The organism is Acinetobacter sp. 1124_18A (assembly GCF_052824995.1).
Genome location: NZ_VTDF01000001.1, coordinates 744,587 through 769,807, shown reverse-complemented (window position 1 = coordinate 769,807; position 25,221 = coordinate 744,587). Strand labels below are relative to the sequence as shown.

The following is a 25,221-nucleotide window of genomic DNA, read 5'->3' as shown; positions in this document are numbered from 1 at the left end:
GGATTTACACAGCACAACTACAAAAAACGATAGATGCACTCTACATGGAGAATTATGGAGATTTTAAAGATCATATTTCCTATAAAAAGCCTTATTTGGCAATTACTCTCAATGATGAGTTGGAACTCTATTTCAGCTGTTTAAAAGTAGATGGTGTAAATCCTTTCTATATTACTCAACCCGAAGTTTTGCTTCATAAGCTCTTGAGCAATACGACGTCTAAAATTTCTATTTCTGAAGTTTTCAACTATTTAACAAAAGCAACTTGGTGGCCATCACCACACCATCAAAAAGCGATTGATTATTGGCTAGATAACTTAGTAACGGCTGAAAAAATTCCTCAAATTTTACAGTCAGCCCTTTCATTTTCTTCGCCTTTAATCAAAAGCGAGTTGCTATCGCTGGTAGCTGATCGCCCATTTCATCCGTTCGCTCACTCAAAAGGTGAACTTGCACCACTCACAACTCAAAAAGAAATTGAGGTGTATTGGTGGGCTTTTAAGAAAGATGACGTGATCAACAATATGGAATCGATTCCTCATAAAGAGCTTCTGTTATCAGAAGTTGAGGACAAGCATATTACTGAAAAAATGGCTGAGCTTTCAGATGACTACTTAGCCCTGCCTTTGCTAGAGACTCAACATCGCTATTTAAAGTTTGAAGAAAATAAGTACAAAGGTATTGACCTAAACCATGTCACGACAATTGGTTTACCGACTTCTTCTTTAAGAACCCTTATTCATAACGCAAACCCTACTCTGCATTTAAAACTCTCAACCAATGCCAAGACATTAGGTGCAATCCGTTCTATGCCAGGCCGTTATTTAATGAATGGGCATACGGCTTATGATTTTTTAAATGAAGTCATTAATGAAACTGCTCTAATAAAAAATCGTCTCTTTTTGAGTAATGAAACGCACTGGTGGGTGCTAGGCAAACAAGAGCCGATTGTAAAAAATTTAGGGGTAATTGGTTGCCAAGTCAGACATTTACCTGTTTTCTGCCAAGATAAAAACGTCACGCCAATCACCATGTCAGCTTTAAGCTGTACGTATGTTGACCCTTGGGAAACTTTAGGTGTTGAAGGTGACAAATGGTCATTATTAAAAGACTTAAGTGTTCATTTTATTCAAACCTTCTTAACCTTTTGGTCGAAAGGAATCATGCCTGAATGCCACGGGCAAAACACCATGGTGTGTTATAAAAACAATAAGTTTAAATGCTTTGTTTTACGTGACCACGATACATTAAGAATATGCACCACAGCCATTGAAGAAAATGGTTTTACACCTCCGATTTATACCATTGATACCAGCACGCCAAATAATCTTATCTTTACTCAAAATGAAGACTTATTTAATTACTTCATTACCTTAGGGATTCAAATTAACCTCTACCCAATTGCTTTAGCTACTTTGAAATATACGGATCGTACAGAAAGCGATTTTTGGGAAATGGTTCAAGACATTATTCAAGATTTTGTAGAAAACCAATCCATTTCAGAACAAACAAAATCGCAAATTCAAACCTATCTTTTTGACAATAAGACTTGGCCATTCAAACAGCTACTTACGCCTTTACTTGCGCAAGAAAGCGACTCTACAGGCATGCCAAGTAAAATCGGAACCACGCAAAACCCTTATCAGCGCTTGTCTATTTCTAGCTATGAGACCATGGATATCTAAATCATGCGCTCATCTAGCCTAGATCATTTCATTATTTTGCTCTGTCAGTTTTTTTCCACTTTCGGGCTCATGGTGCTTATTCCGATCATGCCGCTTTATATGGAAAAACTGACGGCGCATATGAGTGCTCCTACTATCTGGGCAGGTTTAGCACTCGCAGCTCCCGCCATTGGTAGTTTATTTACCGCACCGATTGTGGGTCACCTATCCGACACATTCGGCCATAAAAAAGCCTTGTTACTTTCTCTGGCTGGTTTCTGTATTTCAATACTGCTTATGGCTAGCGCCCAGCATTTATACCTATTTATTTTTGCGCGAATTTTACTCGGTTTTTGCGGTCTTTCCGTGATTTTAAATGCTTATGTTTCATATCTCTCGAATGAGCAACAACGAGGCGCCGCTTTTGGACAACTGCAAAGTAGTGTTGCGCTCGCTTGCCTATGTGGTCCCGTACTCGGCGGAGTATTTATGGATCAATGGCGGGTTGAAGTTTTACTCAACGCAACAGCATTTGTTGTGATGACACTCATTGTGATTGCGTCATTTGTATTAACCAATCCCGTTAAAACTGAAGTTTCCAAAACCAACGAGAAATCGCTTCCAGCTTTCTTTGATAAAACGATTTTTTCATGGTTAAGCGCTGGCATTTTGGTTCAAGCCGGCGGCTTTGGTTTAGTGTCTTGCTTCGTTTTATACATTAGTGAAATAAGCCAAAGCATTCACTCATCATTATCTACTGCAAGCTTAACAGGAACCATTCATGCACTTTCATGGGGAGCCGCTTTTATTGCTGCAACCTATTGGGGAAAGCGAAATGATGATAAAGGAGAGTCTTTTAATAACTTCGTTTACGCATCTTTAATTTGTGGTATCACGATTTTCGCATTGATCTGGGTGTCAAATCTCTGGCTGATTCTTGTATTACGACTCATACAAGGCTTTTGTTTCGCAGCCCTTATCCCTTCGATCTTACACACAATTTCTCTAAAAGCTGGCGCTCAAAGCCAAGGAAAAGTGATTGGCATTTCTAACAGTGCCTTTGTCTTAGGGCAGCTTATTGGCCCAATCACCATCACGCTCACTTACTCATTTTTCAATATTACCGCTGCATTAATCTGCACCTCACTATTTTTTATCGGTGCGGGATTAGTGGTGATTTTGAACAGATTCTTAATGGATACAATTTTAGAAGAGGCACAAGAATGAACTCAATTATTACAACAGATGCATGGTCTTATAAACTTTTCGAACAGTACCTGAATACTTTCTTTCGTGAGCTTAAAGTGAACCTTGAAGAGCACATTATTCCCTCTCAAGACTCTCCTTTATTCACACTGTATGCGGAGCAACCAGACACTCTATATTTTGCTTATACATTTAGTTCCTCTAACACGGTTATTTATGGCGCAGTTCAGCATCTTTCAACTACGGGTTATCACAGATATCAACGTGATTTTGTACTGCAAAACTTAAACGACAATACATTTGACTCGCTCACCGCTCCTAAACAGTTAGTGAAACTGATTACAGATGAGTTGAATAGCTTATTTAAAGATAAAAACCAAAATAAGAACCTGTACTCCGATATTGCCAATAGTATCGATAACACAAAATTCTTTTTAGAAAATAAGCCATCTCAAACAGCATCTAAAGCATTGAGTGGTTTTCAGGCAACTGAGCAAGGCATGTTATATGGGCACCCTTTTCATGTGACCTCTAAAGCCAACTTAGGTTTTTCTAAAGAAGATATGAAAAAGTATAGCCCTGAGTTAGGTGCAAGTTTCCAACTCCATTACTTTGCGGTTCATTCGTCTTTAATCCAAAAACTTGTAAGTGAGACCGAACCTTCTCACCGTATTGAAAATGAAGTTTTAGCAACTGCAAAAGAGCGTTTGCAAGAAAACTTCACAAACTATGAGCTCATGCCAACCCACCCTTGGCAAGCCAATTTCTTACTTCAACATCCATCTTTAAAGAAATATTTAGATAGCCAAGACGTGATCTATCTGGGAGCTTTAGGTCAAACCGTATGGCCGACCTCATCCGTTCGCACGGTGTGGTTACCTCAATCGAATCTGTTCTTAAAACTCTCTATTGATGTGCGAATTACTAGTTTCATTCGTAATAACCCAATGGATGAAATGGAACGCGCTATTGATGCGAGCAAAATTATTATTAATCACAAGATTAATGAGCAATATCCAGACCTTGTAATTCTGCCGGAGTTAGAGGCAAAAACAGTCAAAATTCCAGAGCTTGAAAGTTCATTTGGCATCCTTTATAGAGCAGGACTCACACCAGAGGTATTAGAAAATACCCGAATGCTGGGTGGCTTGGTTGAAGAAAACGAAAACTATGAAATTCCTCTATTCAGCTTTATTCAGCAAGCTGCACCCAATCAAAATTTGCAATCGAACGATGCGAAAGATTTCATTACTTTTTGGTGGAAACAGTACATTAAAGTTTCACTTATTCCATTAATTGAGTTGTTTGCAAACAAAGGCATTAGCGTAGAAGCGCACATGCAAAACAGCTTAATGGAATTTAAAAATGGCTATCCACATCGTCTTATTCTTCGAGATATGGAAGGCATTAGCATAGTTCCAGAAATGATAGAAGACGACTCATCTATTTCTGAAGATAGTACTGTTTGGTTCTCTCAAAAAGATGCATGGACGTTTTTAAAATATTACCTCGTGATCAATCACATTTCTCACCTCATCAGTGCAATTGCACGAGTTACGGCCATTGAAGAATCTGAACTTTGGCAAGCCACCCGTCTTACACTCACACAAGAAAACTTTAGCGCCAAAGGTCAGCAGTACCGCGATTTATTAATTAATTCACTCACATTACCAATCAAGGCAAATATGTTAAATACGCTCTACCACAGTGGTGGCAATCCTATCTGGATTGAAGTTGAAAACCCTATTTATAAATATCGCGGAGCAGAAGCGCTTTGCCCTCTTCAACCAACACAACAAACCAATTATAAAACCCTCGCGGAAAATCGCGTGATGGGCCAATTATTAGAAGCGCTCATTTTTGAAAATACTTTTAAATACGAGTTTTCTAAAGGTCAAATCAAGTTCTATATTTCCGATACCATTTTTTATACCTGCACGGCCAAGCGACATTTTAGTTTTAAACGAATTAAGCTAGATCCTTCAAGTTTAGTCCGTTCTGATATTACTTTAGGCACTGAAACTCGCCCTAACTTAAAAACACTACTTGCCGATTTAAAAGATATTATTGAAGCTGACCCAGTTAAATGGCAAAACTTTAATGATGAGCTCAATTTAACTTACGTTAAACATGCACAGACTTTAAGCCAAGCACCTGCTCAACCTTTAAGAACCTTGCCTTATTTAGAACAAGAAGCGCGAATTACTAATGCACATTTATATCACCCAAGCTTTAAGTCTCGTATCGGCTTCGATTTAAAAGAAAACCAGAAATATGCACCCGAGCTCTCTGAAGGTTTTACTGTTCAATGGGTGGCAACTCATAACAGCTTATGCAAACTGGTTTTAAGTCAAACGATTAACTTAGAACAACTTTATAAACAGCATTTTTCAGAAAAAGATCTACAAGCCATTAACGATCAATTGAAAGAGCAAAATGTAGATTTTAAAGATTATATTCTCACCCCAATTCATCCGTGGCAGTGGGATAAAATTATTGAATTATATTATCAAGATGCGATTAGTAACCAACTGATCATTCCGTTAGATATTGAAGGTCCGACTTATTTACCACAGCAATCGATTCGAACCTTATCGAATATTAGTGATATCTCGGCACTTTCTCTCAAGTTGGCAATGAACTTGGTCAATACTTCTACCTCTCGTGTATTGGCACCACATACCGTTCAAAATGCGGCAAAAATGAGTGATTGGCTTTATAACATTGTTGAGCAAGATCCTATTTTAGAAAAACAGCGCAAGCCTGTTATTTTAAGAGAGATTGGCGGTCTTTCGGTTAACCAGCAGATTGCTTTGCCTGTTCAATACGGCGCACTTGCCTGCATTTGGCGCGAAAGTATTTACAGCTACTTAAAAGAAGGTGAATCGGCAACGCCAGTGACAGGTTTAATGCAACTCGATACGGACCAAAAACCTCTCATTGATGAGTGGATTCAAGAGTACGGTATTGAGTTCTGGTTAGAAAAATTACTCAGCAATGCTTATTTACCAATCATGCATATTTTATGGTGCCACGGCCTCGCTTTAGAGTCACATGCACAAAACATGGTACTGATTCATAAAAATGGCTTACCTGTTAAAGCTGCCTTGAAAGATTTCCACGATGGAATTCGTTTTAGCCGTCATCTTTTACGTGAGCCAGAGCTTTTACCTAACTTACAAGATGCACCAAAGGAACATGCCAAAATTAACCCGAACTCGTTCTTGGAAACCCACTCTCCAAATGAGTTAAGAGACTTTACTCAAGATGCACTTTGGTTTGTAAATCTGGCTGAGTTAGCGATTTTCTTAAATGAACATTATGACTTCGATGAAATTAAATTCTGGACCATGTTAAGAACCATCATCAATCAGCATAAAGAAGCTCACCCAGAGTTTGCCGAACGATATGAATTGTTTAACTTTACAGATGACACTATCGATATTGAACAGCTCGCAAGCCGCCGCTTCCTTCCGGAAATTCGCTTAAGAGTACAAACCACACCTAACCCGCTCAGCCTTATTAAGGAAATTGAATATGAATAAGCATTCGATTTCTTTTAAGAAACGAATAGCAAATGGCGAGACGCTCTACGGAATATTTTGTTCCGTAGCTTCTCCCATTAATGTTGAGCAAATGGCACTTGCGGGCTATGACTTTATCATTATCGACTTGGAACATACTTTATTTAGTACGTCTCAAGTCGAGGCCATGATTTTAGCTGCTAGAGCCATGTCTCTTGATGTGTTTGTAAGAGTGCCTTTAAACGCTAACCACCTAGTTTTACCTCTGCTCGATGCAGGGGTAACGGGTATTGTGTTTCCGCGTATTGAAAATGCGAAGCAGGCACAAGAAGCCGTGAACTATTGTCACTATATGCCGCTTGGGCAAAGAGGACTGAATTCGACAAGGTTAAATCGATACGGCATAGACGATTTAGCAAGTTTTGTTGAACAGGCTGTAAATGAGACTGTTGTCATTGCTATGATTGAAAGCTTAGAAGGACTAGAACAACTTGATGAAATTTTAAAAGTTGAAGGCATCGATATTATTCTTGAAGGTGCTGCTGACCTTTCTCAATCGATGGGAATGCCGTGGCAAACCAGCCATCCAAAGGTCAAAGATAAAGTTCAAGAAATGTATATGAAGACTAAAAATAGTCAAAAGCATTTCTGTGCTATTCCCCGACAACCTGAAGATATCGCGACTTGGAAACAACAATCTGTTCAGCTTTTTGTGCTCGGTGATGACCGAAGCATTATTCGCCGTGCCCATCAAAATCACCTAAATGCTTTTAAAGAAATCTGAATACTGTTCAATTTTTGGGGGAATAAATACCTATTCCCCTAATTCATTGAATAAATTTCAAATATATTATTTTTTAAGCAATTAATAATATTGTTAATTACAATGATTCTCATTTATAATTCGCTCAATTTAAAATCACTCTCAGGGCGAGATAATGGGAAATAAGATAAAAAGTAATAAACTTTTTACAAGAAAGTCTGAAGTTAAAAATATCATTCCACTTCTTTCACTTGGTGGAGCCATTTTCCTTTCAAACTCAGCATTTGCAGCTTCACCTGCTGAAACCACAGAAACAGAAAAGAAACCTGAAGCACTCCCTACAATTACAATTACTGCTTCACGTGCAGATGAACTCTCTACCTCTGCCAAACAAGTCACCAAGTTAGATGAAAAACAAATTGAACTTTTAAGAAATGGTTCATCTGGAAGTATTGCGACTGTTTTAGCGAAAGCCGTACCGGGCCTATCGGACTCAAGCCGAACTATTACCGATTATGGTCAAACCTTACGTGGTCGTAATGCTCTTATTTTGGTTGATGGCGTGCCGATGAACCTTACACGTGATACATCACGCGGACTTTCAGCAATTGACCCTGAAAGTATTGCGAACATTGAAGTAATTCGTGGCAGTAACGCCATTTATGGCGGTGGTGCTGCGGGTGGTATTATTTCAATTACCACAAAAGCTGCGGGTGGTGAACCTACCGCAAAAACCGTCATTGGACTACAAACGCCTTTAACAAATTTCCGTTCTGATGCTTTGAGTGGAGATATTCACCAATATTTCACAGGCAGCTTTAATGCCTTTGATTATGCGTTCGACTTTGGTTATCAACGTATTGGTAGCCCATACGATGCAAGTGGTGACCGTGTTGCACCTGAACCAAGTCAGGGCGACCTTTATGATTCCGATGGCTACAGCGTAGGCGGTAAGCTGGGTTACCATATTGATGACAATCAATATCTACAATTTGCTGCAAACTATTATAATGCAGAGCAAGACTCAGATTATGCATCTGACCCAAGTGTAAAAAAAGCTCCAGCGGGTACAGTGCCAGCGAAAGCCATTAAAGGATTAAAGCTCAAAGACCAAAATAAAAATGAAAACCAGATATACAATTTAACCTATACCAATAAAGACTTATTAGGTAATAAGGTTGATGCTCAAATTTATTACCGCGACTTCTTTACCCGTTTTTCACCGTTTGATGCTCGTGGTAATGCAAACCGTGGGAAACAAGTCGACCAGATTTATCAAGAAAATAACGTACTCGGTAGTCGCTTAACGGTTACCACACCACTTGAATTTTTAGGTGATACATCATTGGTTTGGGGTGGTGACTTCAGCCGTGAAAAAAGCGAAATGCCTTTAGATATTTTCGACCAAAAAATTTATGATCAATCTGGTGGTCTAGAATTTGTAAAAACTGGCAAGCTTATTTATTTACCCGAACTTACCACGCAAAGTGTTGGTGGTTTTGTACAGTTAAAACACCGCTTTAATGACCAATGGTCAGCAGAAGCTGGTACACGCTATGAAGACAGCTATGCACAAATTGATAGTTTTGTTCCATTATCACAATTAGGCAAGACTAACCCTTACACTGTTCCAGGCGGGAAAGTGAAAGCTGATGCATGGTTATACAATGCTAATGTGACCTTTTCTCCAAATGATCAAAACTCGATCTATGCATCGTTTAACCAAGGTTTCCAGTTACCTGATGTCGGTTTGATTATCCGTAATGCTGGTGAAGGTTTTAACCTTGGTTCATCATTCTTAGAGCCAGTAAAAGTTGATAACTATGAACTCGGCTGGAAAGGAAACTTCAATAACTTTTCATCAAGTTTAGCTGTATTCCACTCAACTTCTGACCTTGGTGCTGTGCAATCCTTTGGTAACGGATTAATTCTTACCAGAACCAACGAAAAAGTCACTGGTGTAGAAGCAACGCTTGATTATCTTGACGATGCAAATATCTGGGGAACTGGTGGCAGCGTTACGTGGATGAAAGGTCGTGAAACACCTGAAAACGGTGCTGAACAAGACATGACAGGTTTCCGTATTCCACCATTAAAACTCACAGCTTACGTTTCTTATAGCCCAACTGAAACTTGGACAAACCGCCTACAAGCAACTTACTTCGGTTCAGAAGATTATCGTTTAAATGATGCTACTATCTCTGGTCGTGCCGATGTAAAAACTTATACAACAGCAGATTTAATCAGTAGCTTTGCGCTTAACAAAAAAGACACTGTGACGATTGGTTTAGAGAACATGTTTAACCGCAAGTACTATCCTCTCTATAGTCAATTATTAAGATCTGGTAATAACACCAGCCATTTAGTCGCAAATGGCGCAACGCTTAAAGTGACTTATAGTCATAAGTGGTAATCAAAACTGACATAGAATGATTCACAAAAAAGGAGATCAACGCGATCTCCTTTTTTATTAAAAAATATTAAAGCTTTATCTTCTTTTTCTTTATCTACTCAAAAGCAGGCTGTCGTAACTCCCCTAGCTTTCCGTTATAAATTTTGTTAACTTGATTTTGTTACATATTCAAAATGCAACTTTTCAGCGAACACGTCACCTCACTGTGTTTATGAAAACCCATACAAATATGTAGTTTTACCGATATTTTTAATGGGGCAAATCATAATGGAAATCTCACACCGCGAAATTTACGCGCTTGTAGACATTAATAACTGTTATGTCAGTTGTGAGCGACTATTTAATCCCAAACTTATTGGCGTGCCAGTTGTAGTACTTTCTAATAACGATGGATGTGTTGTATCACGCAGTGAAGAAGCAAAAAATATGGGTATAAAGATGGCAATCCCATGGTATCAAATTGAAGAAGAAGCCCTACAAGCTGGCGTACACGTCTATTCAAGTAACTACACTTTATATGCCGAGATGTCTCGTCGCTTTTTTTCAGTTTTAGGTGAATTTTTCTCACCTGATGATTTAGAAGCTTATTCAATTGATGAATGCTTCATTCGTCTGACCCCTTACCTTCAATCTTTAGATATCCATTCTTATTGCGCCAAAGTGGTAGATACACTAGAAGAATGGTTAAGCTTACCTTGCTGTATTGGCATCGGATATTCAAAAACTCAGGCCAAGTTAGCCAACCACTATGCTAAAAAAATTAAAAGCTTTAATGGAATTTGTAATTTCACCACTTTAGACCCCCTACTACTTGAAGACCTCATGCAACAAACTTCCGTCAAAGAAGTATGGGGAATTGGCTACCAATTGGTCAAACAATTACGAAGCTATGAAATTTATTCATGTCTAGACTTAACTTTTGCCAATGAACATCATCTCGCAAAAGCTTTCTCTGTGGTTATGGCACGCACTGTTCGTGAGCTAAAAGGCCAATCCTGTATCCAACTTGATGATCCTGCCATCTTAACAAAACGAATTTTAGCATCACGAAGTTTCGCTCAAGCTTTATCCAGCCTTGAGATTATTAAACAAGCGCTTATTTTTCATCTCAATCGTGCTCATCGGCGTTTAATGAAACAAGAACAGCTGTGTGCCTGTATTCAAGTCATGCTTTATGAAAAAACAGATAAACCACCTTATAAAAAAGCGTCATCTCAAGCAATTGGCTTAACATATGCAACAGATGATCTATGCATAATAACCAAAGCAGCAATGCAACAAATTGATGTTTTATATAAAGAAAATAAAAGATATATTAAGATTGGAGTTTTATTTTGTGGTTTGCACGCTCGTCAACATCACATTGATGATTTATGGCAGCCTCTTGAGTTGATTCAACAAAGACAACAACTCATGAAAACACTAAGTACAGTTCGTAATCGATTCGGTAGTCACTATTTACAAGTGGGCTATCATTCGAGTAGCCCGTCTTGGCATATGAAGCAATGTCATCGTTCAAAAAACTATCTAACCAGATGGAATGAGCTACTTGTAATTGGAGAGAATTCTACAGCCGTTACACAAAATACATGAACTGTTTTTGTCAATTCAGTTTAAAATAAGCTTCATTAAATTACTTGAAATTTTGTCATTTTTTAACATTGCTAAATCATCGCAAAATTTACAATATATAAGCCGAATTTGGCGTACCATTTCTGCGACAATTAAAACAAATTATAAAAAAATTGTAGAAACATATGCCATAATAAGCAAACTTTGCAGACATCTTGCAAAGAGTATTTGCAACTTTAGAGCTGGAGCAATCTGAATGAGTTCGACCATTTTGGTGATTCATGGACCGAATTTGAATTTGCTGGGAAAACGCGAACCAGAAGTATATGGTCATCTTACCTTAGGTGATATTAACCAACAACTCGTTATCCAAGCTCAAAACGCATCAATTACATTAGATACTTTTCAAAGTAATTGGGAAGGTGCCATTGTTGACCGTATTCATCAGGCACAAACCGAAGGTGTAAAACTTATTATTATTAATCCTGCGGCCCTCACCCATACTTCCGTTGCTCTACGCGATGCCCTACTTGGCGTTGCCATTCCATTTATTGAAGTACATTTGTCGAATGTCCATGCAAGAGAGGCATTTAGACATCACTCATATTTATCCGATAAAGCAATTGGCGTGATTTGTGGTCTCGGTGCAAAAGGCTATAGCTTTGCACTCGATTACGCTATTGAAAAAATTCAACCATCTAACCCAAACTAGTTTAGGAATAGTCGCCCATGGATATCCGCAAAATTAAGAAACTCATCGATTTAATGATTGAGTCTGACTTGCAAGCGATTGAAGTTAAAGAAGGTGATCAATCAATCGCTTTAACTCGCCGTAGTCCAGTCGTTGCTGCGGCTGGTGTAGCACTTCCGGCAACTCCTGCTGCTGCACCAGTAGCAAAAACACCACGTGGAGCAGTTGAAACTTCTCCAATGGTTGGCGTGTTCTACGCTGCTCCAAGCCCAGGCGAAGCACCATTTGTTAAAGTAGGTCAAACTGTATCTGCTGGTGAAACTTTGGGTATTATTGAAGCAATGAAAATCATGAACCCAATTGAAGCAACTCAAAGTGGCGTGGTTGAAGAAATTTTAGTGAAAAATGGTGATGTTATCCAATTCGGTCAACCTTTATTCCGTTATCGCGCGTAATTACCTCGGGGACGTCTATGTTGCAAAAAGTTTTAATTGCAAACCGTGGTGAAATCGCTTTACGAATTACCCGGGCTTGCAAAACATTAGGAATCAAGACTGTTGGTATCTACTCAGATGCCGATAAGGACTTGATGCATTTACGTTTTGTTGATGAAGCAGTATGTATTGGCCCGGGTGCAAGTAGTGATAGCTATTTAAATATCCCGGCAATTATTACTGCTGCAGAAATTACCGGTGCCGATGCTATCCATCCCGGCTATGGTTTTCTTTCAGAAAATGCTGAATTTGCTGAAATTGTAGAAAGTTCAGGTTTTACTTTTATTGGCCCTCGTCCAGAACATATTCGCCTTATGGGGAATAAAGTTTCTGCGATTGTTGCCATGAAAAAAGCTGGTGTACCTACTGTACCTGGTTGCGACCATGCTGTAACCATCCACAATGCCTTGGCGGAAGCTAAAGAAATCGGTTTCCCGCTTATTGTTAAAGCGGCATCTGGTGGCGGTGGACGTGGTATGCGTATTGTTGAGCGTGTAGATACACTACTTGAATCAGTTCAAGCAGCGCAGCGCGATGCAGAAATGTGGTTTGGTGATGATACGGTTTACATGGAGCGTTTTTTACAAAAACCTCGCCATGTCGAAGTTCAAATTCTTGGTGATGGTAATGGTCATGCGATTCATTTATATGACCGCGACTGTTCATTACAACGTCGTCACCAAAAAGTGCTAGAAGAAGCACCTGCACCAAACCTACCAGAACAAGCTCGAGCTGATATTCTAGAAGCATGTGTTAAAGCATGTCAGTTAATGCAATATCGTGGTGCTGGTACATTTGAATTTTTATTCGAAGACGGTGAATTCTTCTTTATCGAAATGAACACTCGTGTTCAGGTAGAGCACCCTGTTACTGAAATGGTTACTGGTGTTGACATTATTGAACAACAGCTACGTATTGCAGGCGGCCTAGGACTAGAACTTCAACAAGAAGATATCAAAGTTAATGGTCATGCAATCGAATGTCGTATCAATGCTGAAGATCCAACAACTTTCTTACCTTCACCAGGTAAAATTGAAAGTTTCTATGCGCCAGGCGGTGCAGGTATTCGTTTAGACTCTCATATCTATCCAGAATATAGCATTCCACCTTACTATGACTCTATGATTGCTAAACTGATTTCTCATGGTAAAGACCGTGAAACATCACTTGCACGTATGCGTCAAGCGTTAGATGAAATGATCCTTACAGGAATTAAAACCAATATTCCTCTTCATAAAGATCTCATTTTGCAAGATAAGAGCTTCTGTTCTCAAGCAATGGACATCCATTACCTTGAAAAGCACTTGTTAAAGCAATTGGAAGAAAAGAAGAAAGCTGAAACTGCATAGTAAAAAAAGCCCCTTATAAATAAGGGGCTTTTTTTATATCTATTACTTTATGGTAGGACTCTACGCAAAGTCGCAAAACACTTCTCGCCCTTAGCGGTTGAACAGAAGTTGATAGTATGATCATTCTTCCACTGTACAAAATACTGAGAAACATCACCTGTTTGATCTTGCTTCTGGCCAGAACAATCCACTTTATTATTATCAAATTTAATTTGCATCACTAAAGCAGCTAACTGCTCTTTAGGGTCATCAGACGGTTGATATTCATATAAACCATATGACCATTCTTGACCACTTTTGATCACAACATCATTACTACTACGAAAGTTATAATATTCCACACATTTCTTATTATTTGGAATTTCCATTCCCCATAATCCCATAATTTCAGGACGCGTAACAATACGTATAGCATTAGGATTACTTGCAGTCCGAACGGGTTGTTCGGCTGGCTGTTGAGTAGCCGTTTCTGCCACAGCTAAACCAGAACAAGCCCACAATAATCCAATAATATAAATATTTTTCATAGATTTATTAATCATTAAACGCATGAAGTTAAGTTAGCATATTTTTTGACAAAATCACTGCTCCATAACCATATAAAAACAATATTTTTCAACTGTAACGTGCTACAACAAGTCATCAAACAATTTTATATTTACTTGCATTTTTCAATATAAATTTTTTGTTTTACATTATCTCAAGCTTATGCCGTTGAAGAATCAACTTGTTTGGGAAGCCACATTACAAAGCATAAACCTAAGAGTACAACCACACTGGCACACATAAAAATGAGCTCACCAGAAAGAGTTTTCCAAAAATGTCCAGCAAGAATACTACCAGAAGCCACACCTAACCCCCACATGGTACTGTAAAGAGCTTGTCCACGCCCTTGCTGTCCAGCAGAGAAATTTTGAAAAATAACTCGCATCGCGATTAAGTGAAATAGGCCAAAACTAAAAGCATGCAAACACTGCGCAAAAATTTGGCCTACAAAGTAATGTGAAAATAGTCCAACTAACATCCAACGTATGCTCGTCACTAGCAAGCACACAACGACTAAACTACGCCATGAAAAACATTGAAAGATCTTTGGAGCAATTGAAAACATAAAAATTTCTGCAAAAACTCCCACAGCCCATAAGAATCCAATTTCAGTCGTACTAAAATTCAAAGATTTCAGAAAATTACTATAAAAACTATAAAAAGGCGCATGCGAAAAAAGTAAAATAAATTCAATTGTAAAAAATGCAGCTACTGTCGGGCGTTTAAGTACAGGAAGCAAAGGCTCTAAATGTTTTTGTGAGGTTGGTGCACCATCTGGTTCTCGAATAGTGAAAGACCAAATAAATGCCAATGAAGCAATAATTAATAATAAAATTGGAAGCATCGAAATAGGTACTATTTCCAGAAGTGCACCAATAACAAAGACACCCACAATGAATCCAACAGACCCCCACTTACGAATTTTGCCGTAAAGTTTAGCTTTTTGATCACCCAACCAAAATAAAGTAACCCCTTCAAATTGAGCTAAAATAGCATTTTGGAAGAAGCTAAAAATAAGCATGAGTAAAGCTATAGATTGAAACGTATTTGGAACTATAAAAATAGCCAACCAGATACATGATTCTATCCAAGTTGCCAATCTTACTAGTAGCATTCGCTTACCAGATTTATCCGCAATCCATCCCCAAACTAAAGGTGCAAAAAAACGCGTTACAATAGCAATTGACGATAAAACACCAATTTCCTGATAATTAAACCCTTGATCTTGAAGGTATAAATTCCAATAAGGCATAAACGTGCCCACAATAGAATAATAAAAGAAGTAGAATCCGCCGAGTCTAGTTTGGATTGTAAGTGGTTGGAACAAGTTGTAAACCTTAGTATTTTCAATAGGTTAAAATTCGAGATAGCTATATATCAAAACATCCCAACCCCACAATTTTAACACTTTGCTGCCCCTTACAAATACCTAATTTATTAATAACCAACTTTCCTCTAAAAGCTTTTTTATTGATAAGAAAGATTAAATAAAGCTAAGAGAACTGTAATTTAATTTGTACAATATGTTAACTTGTGTAAAAATACATTTAATATTCATAAGGTATTTATTCATCAGATGTTTTTTCTTATTTTTTTAATTTGTCTTTTTCTGTTTTTACTTATTCTAAAACAACATTACCGTTGATCAACCTTTTACATCTGTCTGTTTTTTAAAAGCTTTTATACCATCTTCAAGTTAGAACAATTAAAAATCAAATTTCTAGATATCACTCTTTAGAGCTGAATGTTCAAATCAAGCTTAGCTTAAATATCAAATTCCAACAGATCATTAATAAGTGACTGTAACAACTATCGTATCGGAGTAGTTACCAGGAGTCGTTGAAATAGTTGTACCCTGCGGAATTTTTCCATACACGTTTGTACTTTGAGCGTTGCCCGAGCCTGTTTTGGAAACACCCCCAGAACCTCCAACTGCCGCTACACCACCAGTAGCGTCCCATACAGTACTATAAGTCGAGTTCTGATATAGCTGATAAGGGATGTATTGACTACTACCATTTGTCATACGTCTAAAACCGCCAGCAATACGATTATTTCCATCGCCTAAATAAATGCTATATGACGTTCCATTGTTACAGGTCGTATTCACTGCACCTTGCGCAGTGTAATCACGACTAACCGTACCAATATCATTAATATTGCCAAAATCAACATTTGATGTTGAATCTAATTGGCACAAACTTGGTACAACATAATTAGCAGTTATGGTGGCATTTCCAGAATCCCAACCTCCTCCACTATCCCCTTCACATACGGTGCTAGAGCTTGCTTGCATGTCCCAAAAAAGCTGAACCGTACCAGTGTATGTGCCTTTAGGATATGCAATTAGTGAACCTGTGCGGGCTGGTACTTTTACATTGACCGAGTAGCTAATAATATTATTTGAAGCAACCGTTTTTACTGGTCCATACCAAACGTTTGAGGACTGATTCGTAGTAGTAGAACCAGCGCCACCTACAGTTGCTGTGACCGTATAAGGTAATGAAACACTGCTATTAGTGTTTGTAATTCCCGTAAATACGGTTTTCATACACATATAAGCTGAAATTTCAGGAGTAGTACGCCCCCCAAGACAGCTAATCGTGCCAGAAAAGTTGATATTTGCATCACTATTAATTGTGGCCGCCGTATAAGTATACGTACTATTAGTGGTTCCAGTTACCGTACAAGCAGCATGTGCAGAGCTAAAAAATGCATATAATATAAAAAATAGAACAGGTGCTAAAATATACTTTATGCCCAGCGAAAACTTTTTACTCTTCATCCAAAAAACATGACTCGCAGTAGTTATCGACATACATAAGACCCTAATTTTTTAGCACTGTATTGCTTATTTTCATACACAAAATTAACTTGGCATGAGCCATGATCTAGAAGATCTACTTCAAGCTTGTTTTGCTTTAACAGGTTTGGAATAAATACTTCACCGTCGTAACCGACCACCGCATCTTGTTGGCCATTAATACGAACTGTATAACCCGGTAATAAAGGTGAATTGTTCGCATCAACAAGCTTCACTAATCCAGAAATGACCTGATGAGCGCCGAAGTCAATCAAAGCTCCTTGGCGATAACCTACGAATGCTGTTTGGTTAGTGGATTTAACATCCCACTCTAAAGGTAAATATGATGGATCTAGATAAATATGATGAAGCTGATAGGGTCTTAAATTTGCAATTAAGAATCGACCAGTTCCATCAGTTGCTCCTAAATTTACCCCGCCATTTAAAATTTGGCTTTGTGGCCCCGCATTGGTCACAATTGCGTAGCCGTCTCCAATTTCATTGGCTGCAAAGACTCGTCCTGCTGCCGCAACCAATGATCCTGTCGCTGAAACTGCAACTTGGTCGTTATCCCCAATTCGGTTGTATCGACCTGTCAGGTAAGCTGCGCGAGCACGGTAAGAAGCATAGACCGATGCATTGTTTTGATTCGCGTCCTGATCACGCTCAACATAGCCTCCCCATCCAAATGCACCGATTTGTGGGTCGCTAAATCCATTTATTTCTTGTCTATACGTTGTTTTACCACTTTCGTTGGATACGCTCGTAATCGCGTTGACTCGAGCAGATGGTGTATAACGCAGCGCAAAGTAAATGCCATAGTCTTTTTGGTTTTCATAATCTTTATATGCTGAGGTATAAAATCCCCAGTTTTTGTTCAGGCTTCCGCTTAAATTGGCAGACACCAATTTATAAGAGTTATCACTAAATTTAATCTGGTTATAGCCCAGATAAGCACCATAGCCTGCATAAAAATTATAGTTAATTCCTGCCCTAAAAATCTCATCTGCTAGTGCACTGTAGCTTAGATAGTTCTGCGGCTCAGAAGTCATCTGGTTATCTTTTAAATATCGAACTTGAGACACACGGGCAAGGTCAAAGTAGTTATCAAATACTTTGCGGTAACTTGTATTAAACGAAATATTCTTGCTGATACGCCCTTCTAATCCAACCAAGGCAGAATAGCCGTTTTCATCTTTATACTGGCTCGCTGCAATGTCAGCATTAATCACCCCAAAACCAAACAGATTCTTGGCAAAACCAGTACCCAAGTTTGTTAGGCCGTCTGTTGAAGCCTCTGCGCCACCGCTTAAGGTCAGTGAGTTGTTGTATCCATATCGAATCGCACCCGATGCAAAAGTAGCATTATCATAATCGTTTGAATACAGTCCATAGTTATAGCGTGGAACCCCAACATCTACTGAAAATTCATTAATACCTTTTGCCAGAATTTTAGATGAAAAATAGTAAGCCTGTTTGGTCACACTCTGCTGACCTGTTGCATCGGTGGTTACAAGGGTAACTTCATTTCCCGAAATAAATGGGAGCTGCTTAATGTCAAACGGGCCTGATGGCACGAGTCCTGAATAAATCTTTTGCTGGTTGACGTATAAATCTAGTGTTGAAGGTAAAGCTGCCGAACCTGAAAATTGCGGCAGTGCAGAGGTGACAATGTCACCCCGTTGAGTATAAGCACTCGACCACTGGAAACCTGCTAGGCGGACACTATTCCCCCAATCCGAACTATTGGAAATAAAGTCTCCTAAGGTATATATCCGGATCTTTTCAGGGTCTACATATTGCCACTTACTCTCCAAGCGCACCCACTTTTCATGGCTATAACTAGTTTCATTACTACCGTTGTATAAAACACCTGAAGAAAAGTTACCGATTGCGCTGTTAAAGATTCCTTCTGCCGAACCTGAGAAAACATTCTCGTCATTGGTTATGGTGTTATACAAGCTGTAGTTCAGGATAGCAGCATTTAAGGGCTTCATTTTCAGTAAATGAGGACTGGTGATCTGCTGACCATTTAAGTCAACTGAATAATCCATCAACATGTTCGACGGAACTTGTAAATTTAGAGCCTGTTCATTCTCTAGATATTTGAACTGGATTCCTTTTAGCTCGTTAATACACACCCATTGGTTATCAGGAGTCTGCTCATCCATTTTCACCCTTAAAACTTTTAAGTCATGAGATCGAATATATAGTTTTCTATCTTGATCTTGGCGCACCGAGATCAAATCTGTTGAAATACTTGAGTTAATAGAAATCTTCAAAAAAAGCTGCGTGTACGCCTTATCAGAACTGAACATCTGATGAGAAGAGTTTGTAACTTCGGGAATACTTGGTAAAGCAATATTCGTATTATCTTGCAATGATTCAGCAAAAGCATGAATCGGCAAGTACATAACACATAAGGCACTTACGAGATATTTCATATGTGCCTCTTTAAAGAGATGTTTGCTTACCGTTAATATTCAATGAAATATTATATTTATGATCCGATTGAAATTTAAAATCAGGGCTAATATTAAAATTTCTTGCTTTGCCAGCAAGAATATAACCATTCACCGTATTTACTTTAATGGCATAACTTTTATTCGCTGTTACATCAACAAGCGTTAAATTACTTAAAAGTGCATGTCGATTGCCAACATTACTAATCGTAAGAGACGAATTATTTTGTTCTTGTTGTATTAACCACGTAAGTTTAGTAATTGCATCCTTATTTACTACAAATAAAGGCAATGACGAACGTAGTAGTACGTTAACCCCTTGATCCGCTTTACGGTTATCAATTGGTTTTGGGAGTTCATCAATAATAATACGGTATGTTTGTTCACCAGAAACTGGTGCTGGATTAATTCTAACGACACGTAAGTTATAAGAATCATTAGGTTGTAATTTTAAAAATGGTGGGCTAACAGCGATCTCATCTGTAGGTATTAATTGATCTTGCCCAGCATTTTGGCGCCATTCAAATACACGTACCTGCAAATCACTGCTTTCATTTGACTGGTTATATAAGCTAATTGAGGATGCCGCTTGATCGCTTAATATTTCAATATTTACAGGCGAAAGACGAATTGATGCAGCGTTCAGCATACTAGGCAAAAATAATAATAAACTTGTAGTAACAAAGATATTTTTTCTCATGATTTGCCCAGAACTACTTTTCTCAAATTAAGCTAGCTCTTGGAATCAAGAGCTAGCAATGACACAATAAAACTTATTAAAAATTAATAAGTAACTGTTACAGTCACAGTGTCAACATAGCTACCAGCACTTGGTAAAGTTGAACCCGCTGGAATACGACCATAGACGTTAACTGTTTGTGGCGCGCCAGTACCTGTACCGCTATATGCAGTTGTTGCAATACCAATCGCTGTTGCACGGTTAGTGTCAGAGAAAAGGTTGTAAGGAATAAATTCGTTGCTTGTTGCGCCACCAATCATACGACGTTGAGTCGTTTGAGCATTTTTGCCGGCATCAAAAGCCAAAGTCCATGGCACAGTGTTGTTACATAAAACTTTAATTGCAGTACCACCAGTTGTTGTGGTGTCTGCATCTACGTTGCTAGCAAGAGAGCTTAATGTACCAAAATCTAAAACTGCGTTAGCTGTTGTACCTGTAGCTGAAGTATTCAATACACAACTATTTGTAATTGTTGCTTTAACGGTCAAAGTGCCTGTTGCTGTTGCAGCATTTGCTGCATTGATAGACATTAAACCCACAGTAATTACTGATAAAATGAGAGACTTTTTCATGGTTAAAAACCTTTTTACATTACGCCAAAAAAATTAATAGATGTAAAAACTAGCCTTCCCCATCACAATCACTAGCGTTTCTGATTGTTTTTTCAAAGCGTTATTTTTTTACTCTACTTATCGCGCATAATACAAAAAAACAACAAAAACGCTAATATAAGTTTCATTCTAAATATCAATTAACAATTCAAGTTCTGATGAATTTCTCAATTATAAAAAATTTTATGGTTTATCACACTTTTTACATCAATTTTCGATAATTCTATTCAACTTTTATTAGCTCTACTAAAAAAACTATAGATTTTCATTAGTTAAAGTTTACCATCACTTTTAGTATTTTATATTTTTTTAATCTTTGGTCAAAAAAACAAGAACAAAAAATAAGCTATTGATTATTCTATATATTTTAAATGCATAAGGAAATAGTATTTTATGAATAAGAAATCTAAGTGATTTATAAAAATTCTAGGTTTTTTAAAAATTTTTAATAATTAAAATGACTTTTCCCCTACCAGAAGAAGATAGCGCTAACTCAACTATTTCTAAAAATTAAATGAAAAAATAAGCCCAAAAACCCACCTATCATAGCAAAGCCTAACTGTATATAGGCTTTGCCATACCAAGCCAGTTTCCTAAATTGATAGTCTGCACGGCTAGAGTTGATCTCAAACATATTCCGAATATCCCAACTATGAAATCCTTTAGGTCTTTCAGCAAAAAAATCTAAAATAGGTGTAAATCCTAAAACAAATACAATCCCAATTAAGGGGTACACGATACATCCCGGAAAAATAGGATTATTCTTTCGCTCCATAGAGTCAAATATGATAGTCACAGCAACTAATAAACTTTGTATTAGAGCGACTTTTTTGAACGTATCTAAATCAAAACCTAGATAAAACATTAACGTTAAGAAAAAGACTCCTGTCAAAAGAACAGAGCAGATTAATAATTTCCAATTCATTTCAGTCCTTAAATAATTTTTTAGAATCTTATATAGTTGTAGTAATGTCTATTAAAAAATATTAATTCAATTTATTTATATTAGCAAAAAACAACTAAACAGCACAGTATTTATTGAATCAAAAATAAACAAATAGCATTCAAATAAAAAATTTATTATTAATTAAATCTAAAATTAAATTCAATTACTCTATATAACTGTGAGCAAGTGATTTAATGAAATATAAATTTTATTAAAACCAACTATTTATAAAATCAACCACCTTTATAATTAAGCATTGAATAATTTATCTAAATCCTAAATTCTCGAAATATAATATTATTTAAAGTTAAAATATTTTCGATTTAAAAATACATCTTTAAATCGAGTGAACATTTGAATGCATGCTTTCTTTTCTCTTAAAACTAACAATTCCATACTTGTAGTTTCACTTGCTTCTTGGCAAGGTATGTACCAGTAAAACATTAGGAATTTGTTCCAATATGGCGAGTCCAGCACAAATCATTCGACATAAATTTCTCAATACATTTTTTTCGCGCCATTCTCTCTGGTTCTTATGTATTTTTACTGCACTGAGCATCACCTGGTTTCGCACCGTATACACCCCTCACAGTATCTATTATTTTATTTCTGATACTCTCCTTAACGGGTTATGGGTGCTTACAGGTGCACTAAGTTTATTAGGCCTTTACGATGTTTTGCAGAATAAACATTCAATTCTAAGAAATTACCCAATTATGGGGCATTTCCGCTTTTTGTTTGAAGATATACGCCCAGAAATTCGCCAATACTTTATTGAAGCGGATCAAGATGCCCTACCTTTTTCGCGTATGCAAAGAAGTCTAGTTTATCAGCGTGCTAAAAATGAAAATGCAGATAAACCATTTGGTTCGATCATTGACGTTTATCAAGAAAATTATCGCTTCATTGTCCACTCAATAAGCCCTTGCCCACCAGCAGATCCAAAGAGCTTTCGTATTCAGGTGGGTAATGCACAATGCCTTCAACCGTATAGTGCATCAATTATGAACATCTCTGCCATGAGCTTTGGTAGTTTAAGTGCCAATGCAATTCGCGCGTTAAATAAAGGTGCGCAGTTAGGCGGGTTCTATCATGATACTGGCGAAGGTAGTTTAAGCCCTTATCATCTGGAAAATGGCGGTGATATTGTTTGGCAAATTGCCAGCGGTTATTTTGGCTGTCGTACTTTAGATGGGAAATTTGACGAACAGAAATTTGCCAAGCAATCTCAATTACCACAGATCAAGATGATCGAGCTGAAACTTTCACAAGGCGCAAAACCAGGCCATGGTGGTATTTTACCTAAACATAAAATTACCGCAGAAATTGCTCAAATCCGTGGTGTTTCTCGCGATCATGACTGTATTTCTCCGGCAAAGCATTCTAGTTTTTCTACCCCAATTGAAATGATGCATTTCTTACAGAAATTGCGCACATTATCTAGTGGTAAACCAGTTGGTTTTAAACTATGTATTGGTCAACCTTGGCAATTCATGAGTATTGTTAAAGCAATGCTAGAAACAAAAATTGTTCCTGACTTTATTGTCGTTGATGGATCTGAAGGTGGTACAGGTGCAGCGCCAATTGAGTTTAGCGACAATATTGGTACTCCATTACGTGAAGGCTTACGTTTTGTTCATAACACCCTTGTGGGTGCAGGACTAAGAGATCAAGTTAAGATTGGTGCGAGTGGTAAAATCATTAGTGCCTTCGATATTGCCAGTACTTTTGCTCTAGGTGCAGATTGGGTTAATTCAGCACGTGGTTTCATGTTTGCTGTTGGATGTATTCAGGCACAAAGCTGTCACACTAACCAGTGTCCTGTAGGTGTTGCAACCCAAGATAAAGACCGTCAAAAAGCAATTGATGTACCAACTAAATCAGAACGAGTATTTAATTTTCATAAAAATACATTACATGCATTATCAGAAATGATTGCCGCGGCTGGGTTACGCCATCCTTCTGATATTAAAGCTCACCATTTGGCTCAGCGAGTAAATGACCGTGAAATTAAGAACTATGCTCAATTGCATTTTTTCTTAAAAGAAGGCGAACTTTTACAGTCTGAACTTAATAATGACGATGATAATTTTTATTATCGGATGTGGAATATGGCAAATGCCAATCACTTTTAATTTATATTAACTTGATATGTTGAGCATTACATTTATAGTGTGATGCTCTTCTATATTTGAAATTAATCTGTGATTTTTGCTTAAATTTCCTTCCCCTTTTAATTTGTCTTTAATAGATTTTTCACCTAATATAAAAGTATAAATAACGTACATAATTTAATTTTATTTAATAAAAATTTTTTAATGCTTGTAACAAGAAGGTATTTCATCATGTTGAAAAAAACATTCATTTCTTCTTTTGTCGCACTAGCAGTAGGTTTAAGTAGCTATGCTGTTGCTTGTACACGTGCCGTATATTTAGGCAATAACCAACATATTATTACTGCTCGCTCAATGGACTGGAAAGTTGATACGGGTACAAATTTGTGGATTATGCCAAGCGGGATTAGTCGTGACGGTAGTGCAGGCTCCAACTCAATAAAATGGACGTCTAAATATGGAAGTGTAATTGCCACAGGCTATGAAGTTTCCACAACAGATGGAATGAATGAAGCTGGCTTGGTTGCTAATATTTTATGGTTAGTGGAGTCTCAATATCCAGATGTGAAAAAAACGGATAAGCCTTTACTCAGTATTGCGGCATGGGCTCAATATGTACTCGATAATTTCGCAACTGTCGATGAAGCTATTAAAGCATTAGAAAAAGAACCTTACACGATTGTTACCGATAATGTCCCAGGCGAATCCAGACTCACTACCCTGCATTTATCTATTTCTGACAAAACAGGAGATAGCGCAATTATTGAATATATTGGTGGAAAGCAAGTGATTCACCATAGCCGCAGCTATCAGGTCATGACTAACTCACCTACTTTCGATAAACAACTTGCACTGGCCGAATATTGGAAACAAATTGGTGGAACGATCATGCTCCCTGGTACAAACCGTGCATCTGATCGTTTTGCACGCGCATCTTTTTACATTAATGCCATTCCTAAAAATGATAATAGTAAACAAGCTCAAGCCTCTGTATTTAGTGTCATTCGAAACGCATCCGTTCCCTATGGACTCAATACTCAAGAAGAACCGAATATCTCTTCAACTCGCTGGCGAACTGTGGCCGATCATAAACAGATGCTCTACTTTTTCGAGTCAGCACTATCACCAAATGTATTTTGGGTTGATTTGAAAAAGATTAATTTTAAAGACGGTAAAACACGTAGACTAGATTTAGGCCCTGATCAAAGCCATATATATGCAGGTGATGCCACTTCTTCTTTTAAAGTCGCTAAACCATTTGTATTTTTAAGCCCAACTACTCGTTAATTTATGTCAAAATTTATTGGCTTTAACATAAATAATA

The 25,221-nt window shown here is 37.7% G+C and carries 18 protein-coding genes; 11 read left to right on the top strand and 7 right to left on the bottom strand.

What is annotated here, in order from left to right:
- The first annotated feature begins 44 nt into the window (after positions 1–44).
- From FY048_RS03755 to accC, 9 genes are all read left to right on the top strand, one after another.
- Entirely contained in the window at positions 45–1,685 is a 1,641-nt protein-coding gene (locus tag FY048_RS03755) for an IucA/IucC family protein (RefSeq protein WP_446090288.1), read from the top strand.
- Positions 1,686–1,688: 3 nt separating this feature from the next.
- Entirely contained in the window at positions 1,689–2,891 is a 1,203-nt protein-coding gene (locus FY048_RS03750) for an MFS transporter (protein WP_446090174.1), read from the top strand.
- A complete protein-coding gene (locus tag FY048_RS03745; RefSeq protein WP_446090173.1) occupies positions 2,888–6,415 on the top strand; it encodes an IucA/IucC family protein in 3,528 nt (1,175 codons plus the stop codon). Before FY048_RS03750 ends, FY048_RS03745 begins: the two co-directional genes overlap by 4 nt.
- Entirely contained in the window at positions 6,408–7,178 is a 771-nt protein-coding gene (locus FY048_RS03740) for an HpcH/HpaI aldolase family protein (protein WP_446090172.1), read from the top strand. The genes FY048_RS03745 and FY048_RS03740 overlap by 8 nt, the downstream gene beginning before the upstream one ends.
- Before the next feature lie 154 nt (positions 7,179–7,332).
- Positions 7,333–9,570 carry a TonB-dependent receptor gene (locus FY048_RS03735; protein ID WP_446090171.1) on the top strand — a complete coding sequence of 746 codons (2,238 nt, stop codon included), beginning with the start codon at positions 7,333–7,335 and terminating at the stop codon, positions 9,568–9,570.
- Positions 9,571–9,837: 267 nt separating this feature from the next.
- Positions 9,838–11,163, top strand: a complete 1,326-nt coding sequence (locus FY048_RS03730) for a Y-family DNA polymerase (RefSeq protein ID WP_446090170.1) — start codon at positions 9,838–9,840, stop codon at positions 11,161–11,163.
- Between the two features lie 235 nt (positions 11,164–11,398).
- Positions 11,399–11,854: a type II 3-dehydroquinate dehydratase gene (aroQ, locus tag FY048_RS03725; protein ID WP_004791768.1), complete on the top strand. Its 456-nt coding sequence runs from the start codon at positions 11,399–11,401 to the stop codon at positions 11,852–11,854.
- Positions 11,855–11,871: 17 nt separating this feature from the next.
- Complete coding sequence (locus FY048_RS03720) at positions 11,872–12,288, top strand: acetyl-CoA carboxylase biotin carboxyl carrier protein (protein ID WP_446090169.1); 417 nt, start codon at positions 11,872–11,874, stop codon at positions 12,286–12,288.
- 17 nt (positions 12,289–12,305) lie between these two features.
- A complete protein-coding gene (accC, locus tag FY048_RS03715; RefSeq protein ID WP_016137843.1) occupies positions 12,306–13,676 on the top strand; it encodes an acetyl-CoA carboxylase biotin carboxylase subunit in 1,371 nt (456 codons plus the stop codon).
- 47 nt (positions 13,677–13,723) lie between these two features.
- On the opposite strand, the gene FY048_RS03710 is transcribed toward accC, so the two are convergent.
- From FY048_RS03710 to FY048_RS03680, 7 genes are all read right to left on the bottom strand, one after another.
- Positions 13,724–14,227, bottom strand: a complete 504-nt coding sequence (locus tag FY048_RS03710; protein ID WP_034678047.1) for a hypothetical protein — start codon at positions 14,225–14,227, stop codon at positions 13,724–13,726.
- 155 nt (positions 14,228–14,382) lie between these two features.
- Positions 14,383–15,549, bottom strand: a complete 1,167-nt coding sequence (locus tag FY048_RS03705; protein ID WP_446090168.1) for an MFS transporter — start codon at positions 15,547–15,549, stop codon at positions 14,383–14,385.
- 462 nt (positions 15,550–16,011) lie between these two features.
- Positions 16,012–17,040 carry a Csu type fimbrial protein gene (locus FY048_RS03700; protein WP_446090167.1) on the bottom strand — a complete coding sequence of 343 codons (1,029 nt, stop codon included), beginning with the start codon at positions 17,038–17,040 and terminating at the stop codon, positions 16,012–16,014.
- Positions 17,031–19,439 carry a fimbria/pilus outer membrane usher protein gene (locus tag FY048_RS03695; protein WP_446090287.1) on the bottom strand — a complete coding sequence of 803 codons (2,409 nt, stop codon included), beginning with the start codon at positions 19,437–19,439 and terminating at the stop codon, positions 17,031–17,033. Before FY048_RS03695 ends, FY048_RS03700 begins: the two co-directional genes overlap by 10 nt.
- 40 nt (positions 19,440–19,479) lie before the next feature.
- Entirely contained in the window at positions 19,480–20,187 is a 708-nt protein-coding gene (locus FY048_RS03690) for a fimbrial biogenesis chaperone (RefSeq protein ID WP_446090166.1), read from the bottom strand.
- 83 nt (positions 20,188–20,270) lie between these two features.
- Entirely contained in the window at positions 20,271–20,798 is a 528-nt protein-coding gene (locus tag FY048_RS03685) for a Csu type fimbrial protein (RefSeq protein WP_016137837.1), read from the bottom strand.
- 532 nt (positions 20,799–21,330) lie between these two features.
- The gene (locus tag FY048_RS03680; protein ID WP_446090165.1) at positions 21,331–21,762 is read right to left on the bottom strand and encodes a hypothetical protein; all 432 of its coding nucleotides are present in this window, start codon (positions 21,760–21,762) and stop codon (positions 21,331–21,333) included.
- 482 nt (positions 21,763–22,244) lie between these two features.
- Here FY048_RS03680 and FY048_RS03675 point away from each other — a divergent pair, with 482 nt between their 5' ends.
- Both FY048_RS03675 and FY048_RS03670 read left to right on the top strand, forming a co-directional pair.
- Positions 22,245–23,918, top strand: a complete 1,674-nt coding sequence (locus FY048_RS03675) for an FMN-binding glutamate synthase family protein (RefSeq protein WP_446090164.1) — start codon at positions 22,245–22,247, stop codon at positions 23,916–23,918.
- Positions 23,919–24,128: 210 nt separating this feature from the next.
- A complete protein-coding gene (locus FY048_RS03670; RefSeq protein WP_446090163.1) occupies positions 24,129–25,184 on the top strand; it encodes a linear amide C-N hydrolase in 1,056 nt (351 codons plus the stop codon).
- Positions 25,185–25,221 lie beyond the last annotated feature (37 nt).

What these genes read in the sequence shown, in the direction of transcription:
- FY048_RS03755 (WP_446090288.1), top strand. Translation starts at nt 45, where the DNA reads ATGGAGAATTATGGAGATTTTAAAGATCATATTTCCTATAAAAAGCCT.
- FY048_RS03750 (WP_446090174.1), top strand. Translation starts at nt 1,689, where the DNA reads ATGCGCTCATCTAGCCTAGATCATTTCATTATTTTGCTCTGTCAGTTT.
- FY048_RS03745 (WP_446090173.1), top strand. Translation starts at nt 2,888, where the DNA reads ATGAACTCAATTATTACAACAGATGCATGGTCTTATAAACTTTTCGAA.
- FY048_RS03740 (WP_446090172.1), top strand. Translation starts at nt 6,408, where the DNA reads ATGAATAAGCATTCGATTTCTTTTAAGAAACGAATAGCAAATGGCGAG.
- FY048_RS03735 (WP_446090171.1), top strand. Translation starts at nt 7,333, where the DNA reads ATGGGAAATAAGATAAAAAGTAATAAACTTTTTACAAGAAAGTCTGAA.
- FY048_RS03730 (WP_446090170.1), top strand. Translation starts at nt 9,838, where the DNA reads ATGGAAATCTCACACCGCGAAATTTACGCGCTTGTAGACATTAATAAC.
- aroQ (WP_004791768.1), top strand. Translation starts at nt 11,399, where the DNA reads ATGAGTTCGACCATTTTGGTGATTCATGGACCGAATTTGAATTTGCTG.
- FY048_RS03720 (WP_446090169.1), top strand. Translation starts at nt 11,872, where the DNA reads ATGGATATCCGCAAAATTAAGAAACTCATCGATTTAATGATTGAGTCT.
- accC (WP_016137843.1), top strand. Translation starts at nt 12,306, where the DNA reads ATGTTGCAAAAAGTTTTAATTGCAAACCGTGGTGAAATCGCTTTACGA.
- FY048_RS03710 (WP_034678047.1), bottom strand. Translation starts at nt 14,227, where the DNA reads ATGCGTTTAATGATTAATAAATCTATGAAAAATATTTATATTATTGGA.
- FY048_RS03700 (WP_446090167.1), bottom strand. Translation starts at nt 17,040, where the DNA reads ATGTCGATAACTACTGCGAGTCATGTTTTTTGGATGAAGAGTAAAAAG.
- FY048_RS03695 (WP_446090287.1), bottom strand. Translation starts at nt 19,439, where the DNA reads ATGTACTTGCCGATTCATGCTTTTGCTGAATCATTGCAAGATAATACG.
- FY048_RS03690 (WP_446090166.1), bottom strand. Translation starts at nt 20,187, where the DNA reads ATGAGAAAAAATATCTTTGTTACTACAAGTTTATTATTATTTTTGCCT.
- FY048_RS03685 (WP_016137837.1), bottom strand. Translation starts at nt 20,798, where the DNA reads ATGAAAAAGTCTCTCATTTTATCAGTAATTACTGTGGGTTTAATGTCT.
- FY048_RS03680 (WP_446090165.1), bottom strand. Translation starts at nt 21,762, where the DNA reads ATGAATTGGAAATTATTAATCTGCTCTGTTCTTTTGACAGGAGTCTTT.
- FY048_RS03675 (WP_446090164.1), top strand. Translation starts at nt 22,245, where the DNA reads ATGGCGAGTCCAGCACAAATCATTCGACATAAATTTCTCAATACATTT.
- FY048_RS03670 (WP_446090163.1), top strand. Translation starts at nt 24,129, where the DNA reads ATGTTGAAAAAAACATTCATTTCTTCTTTTGTCGCACTAGCAGTAGGT.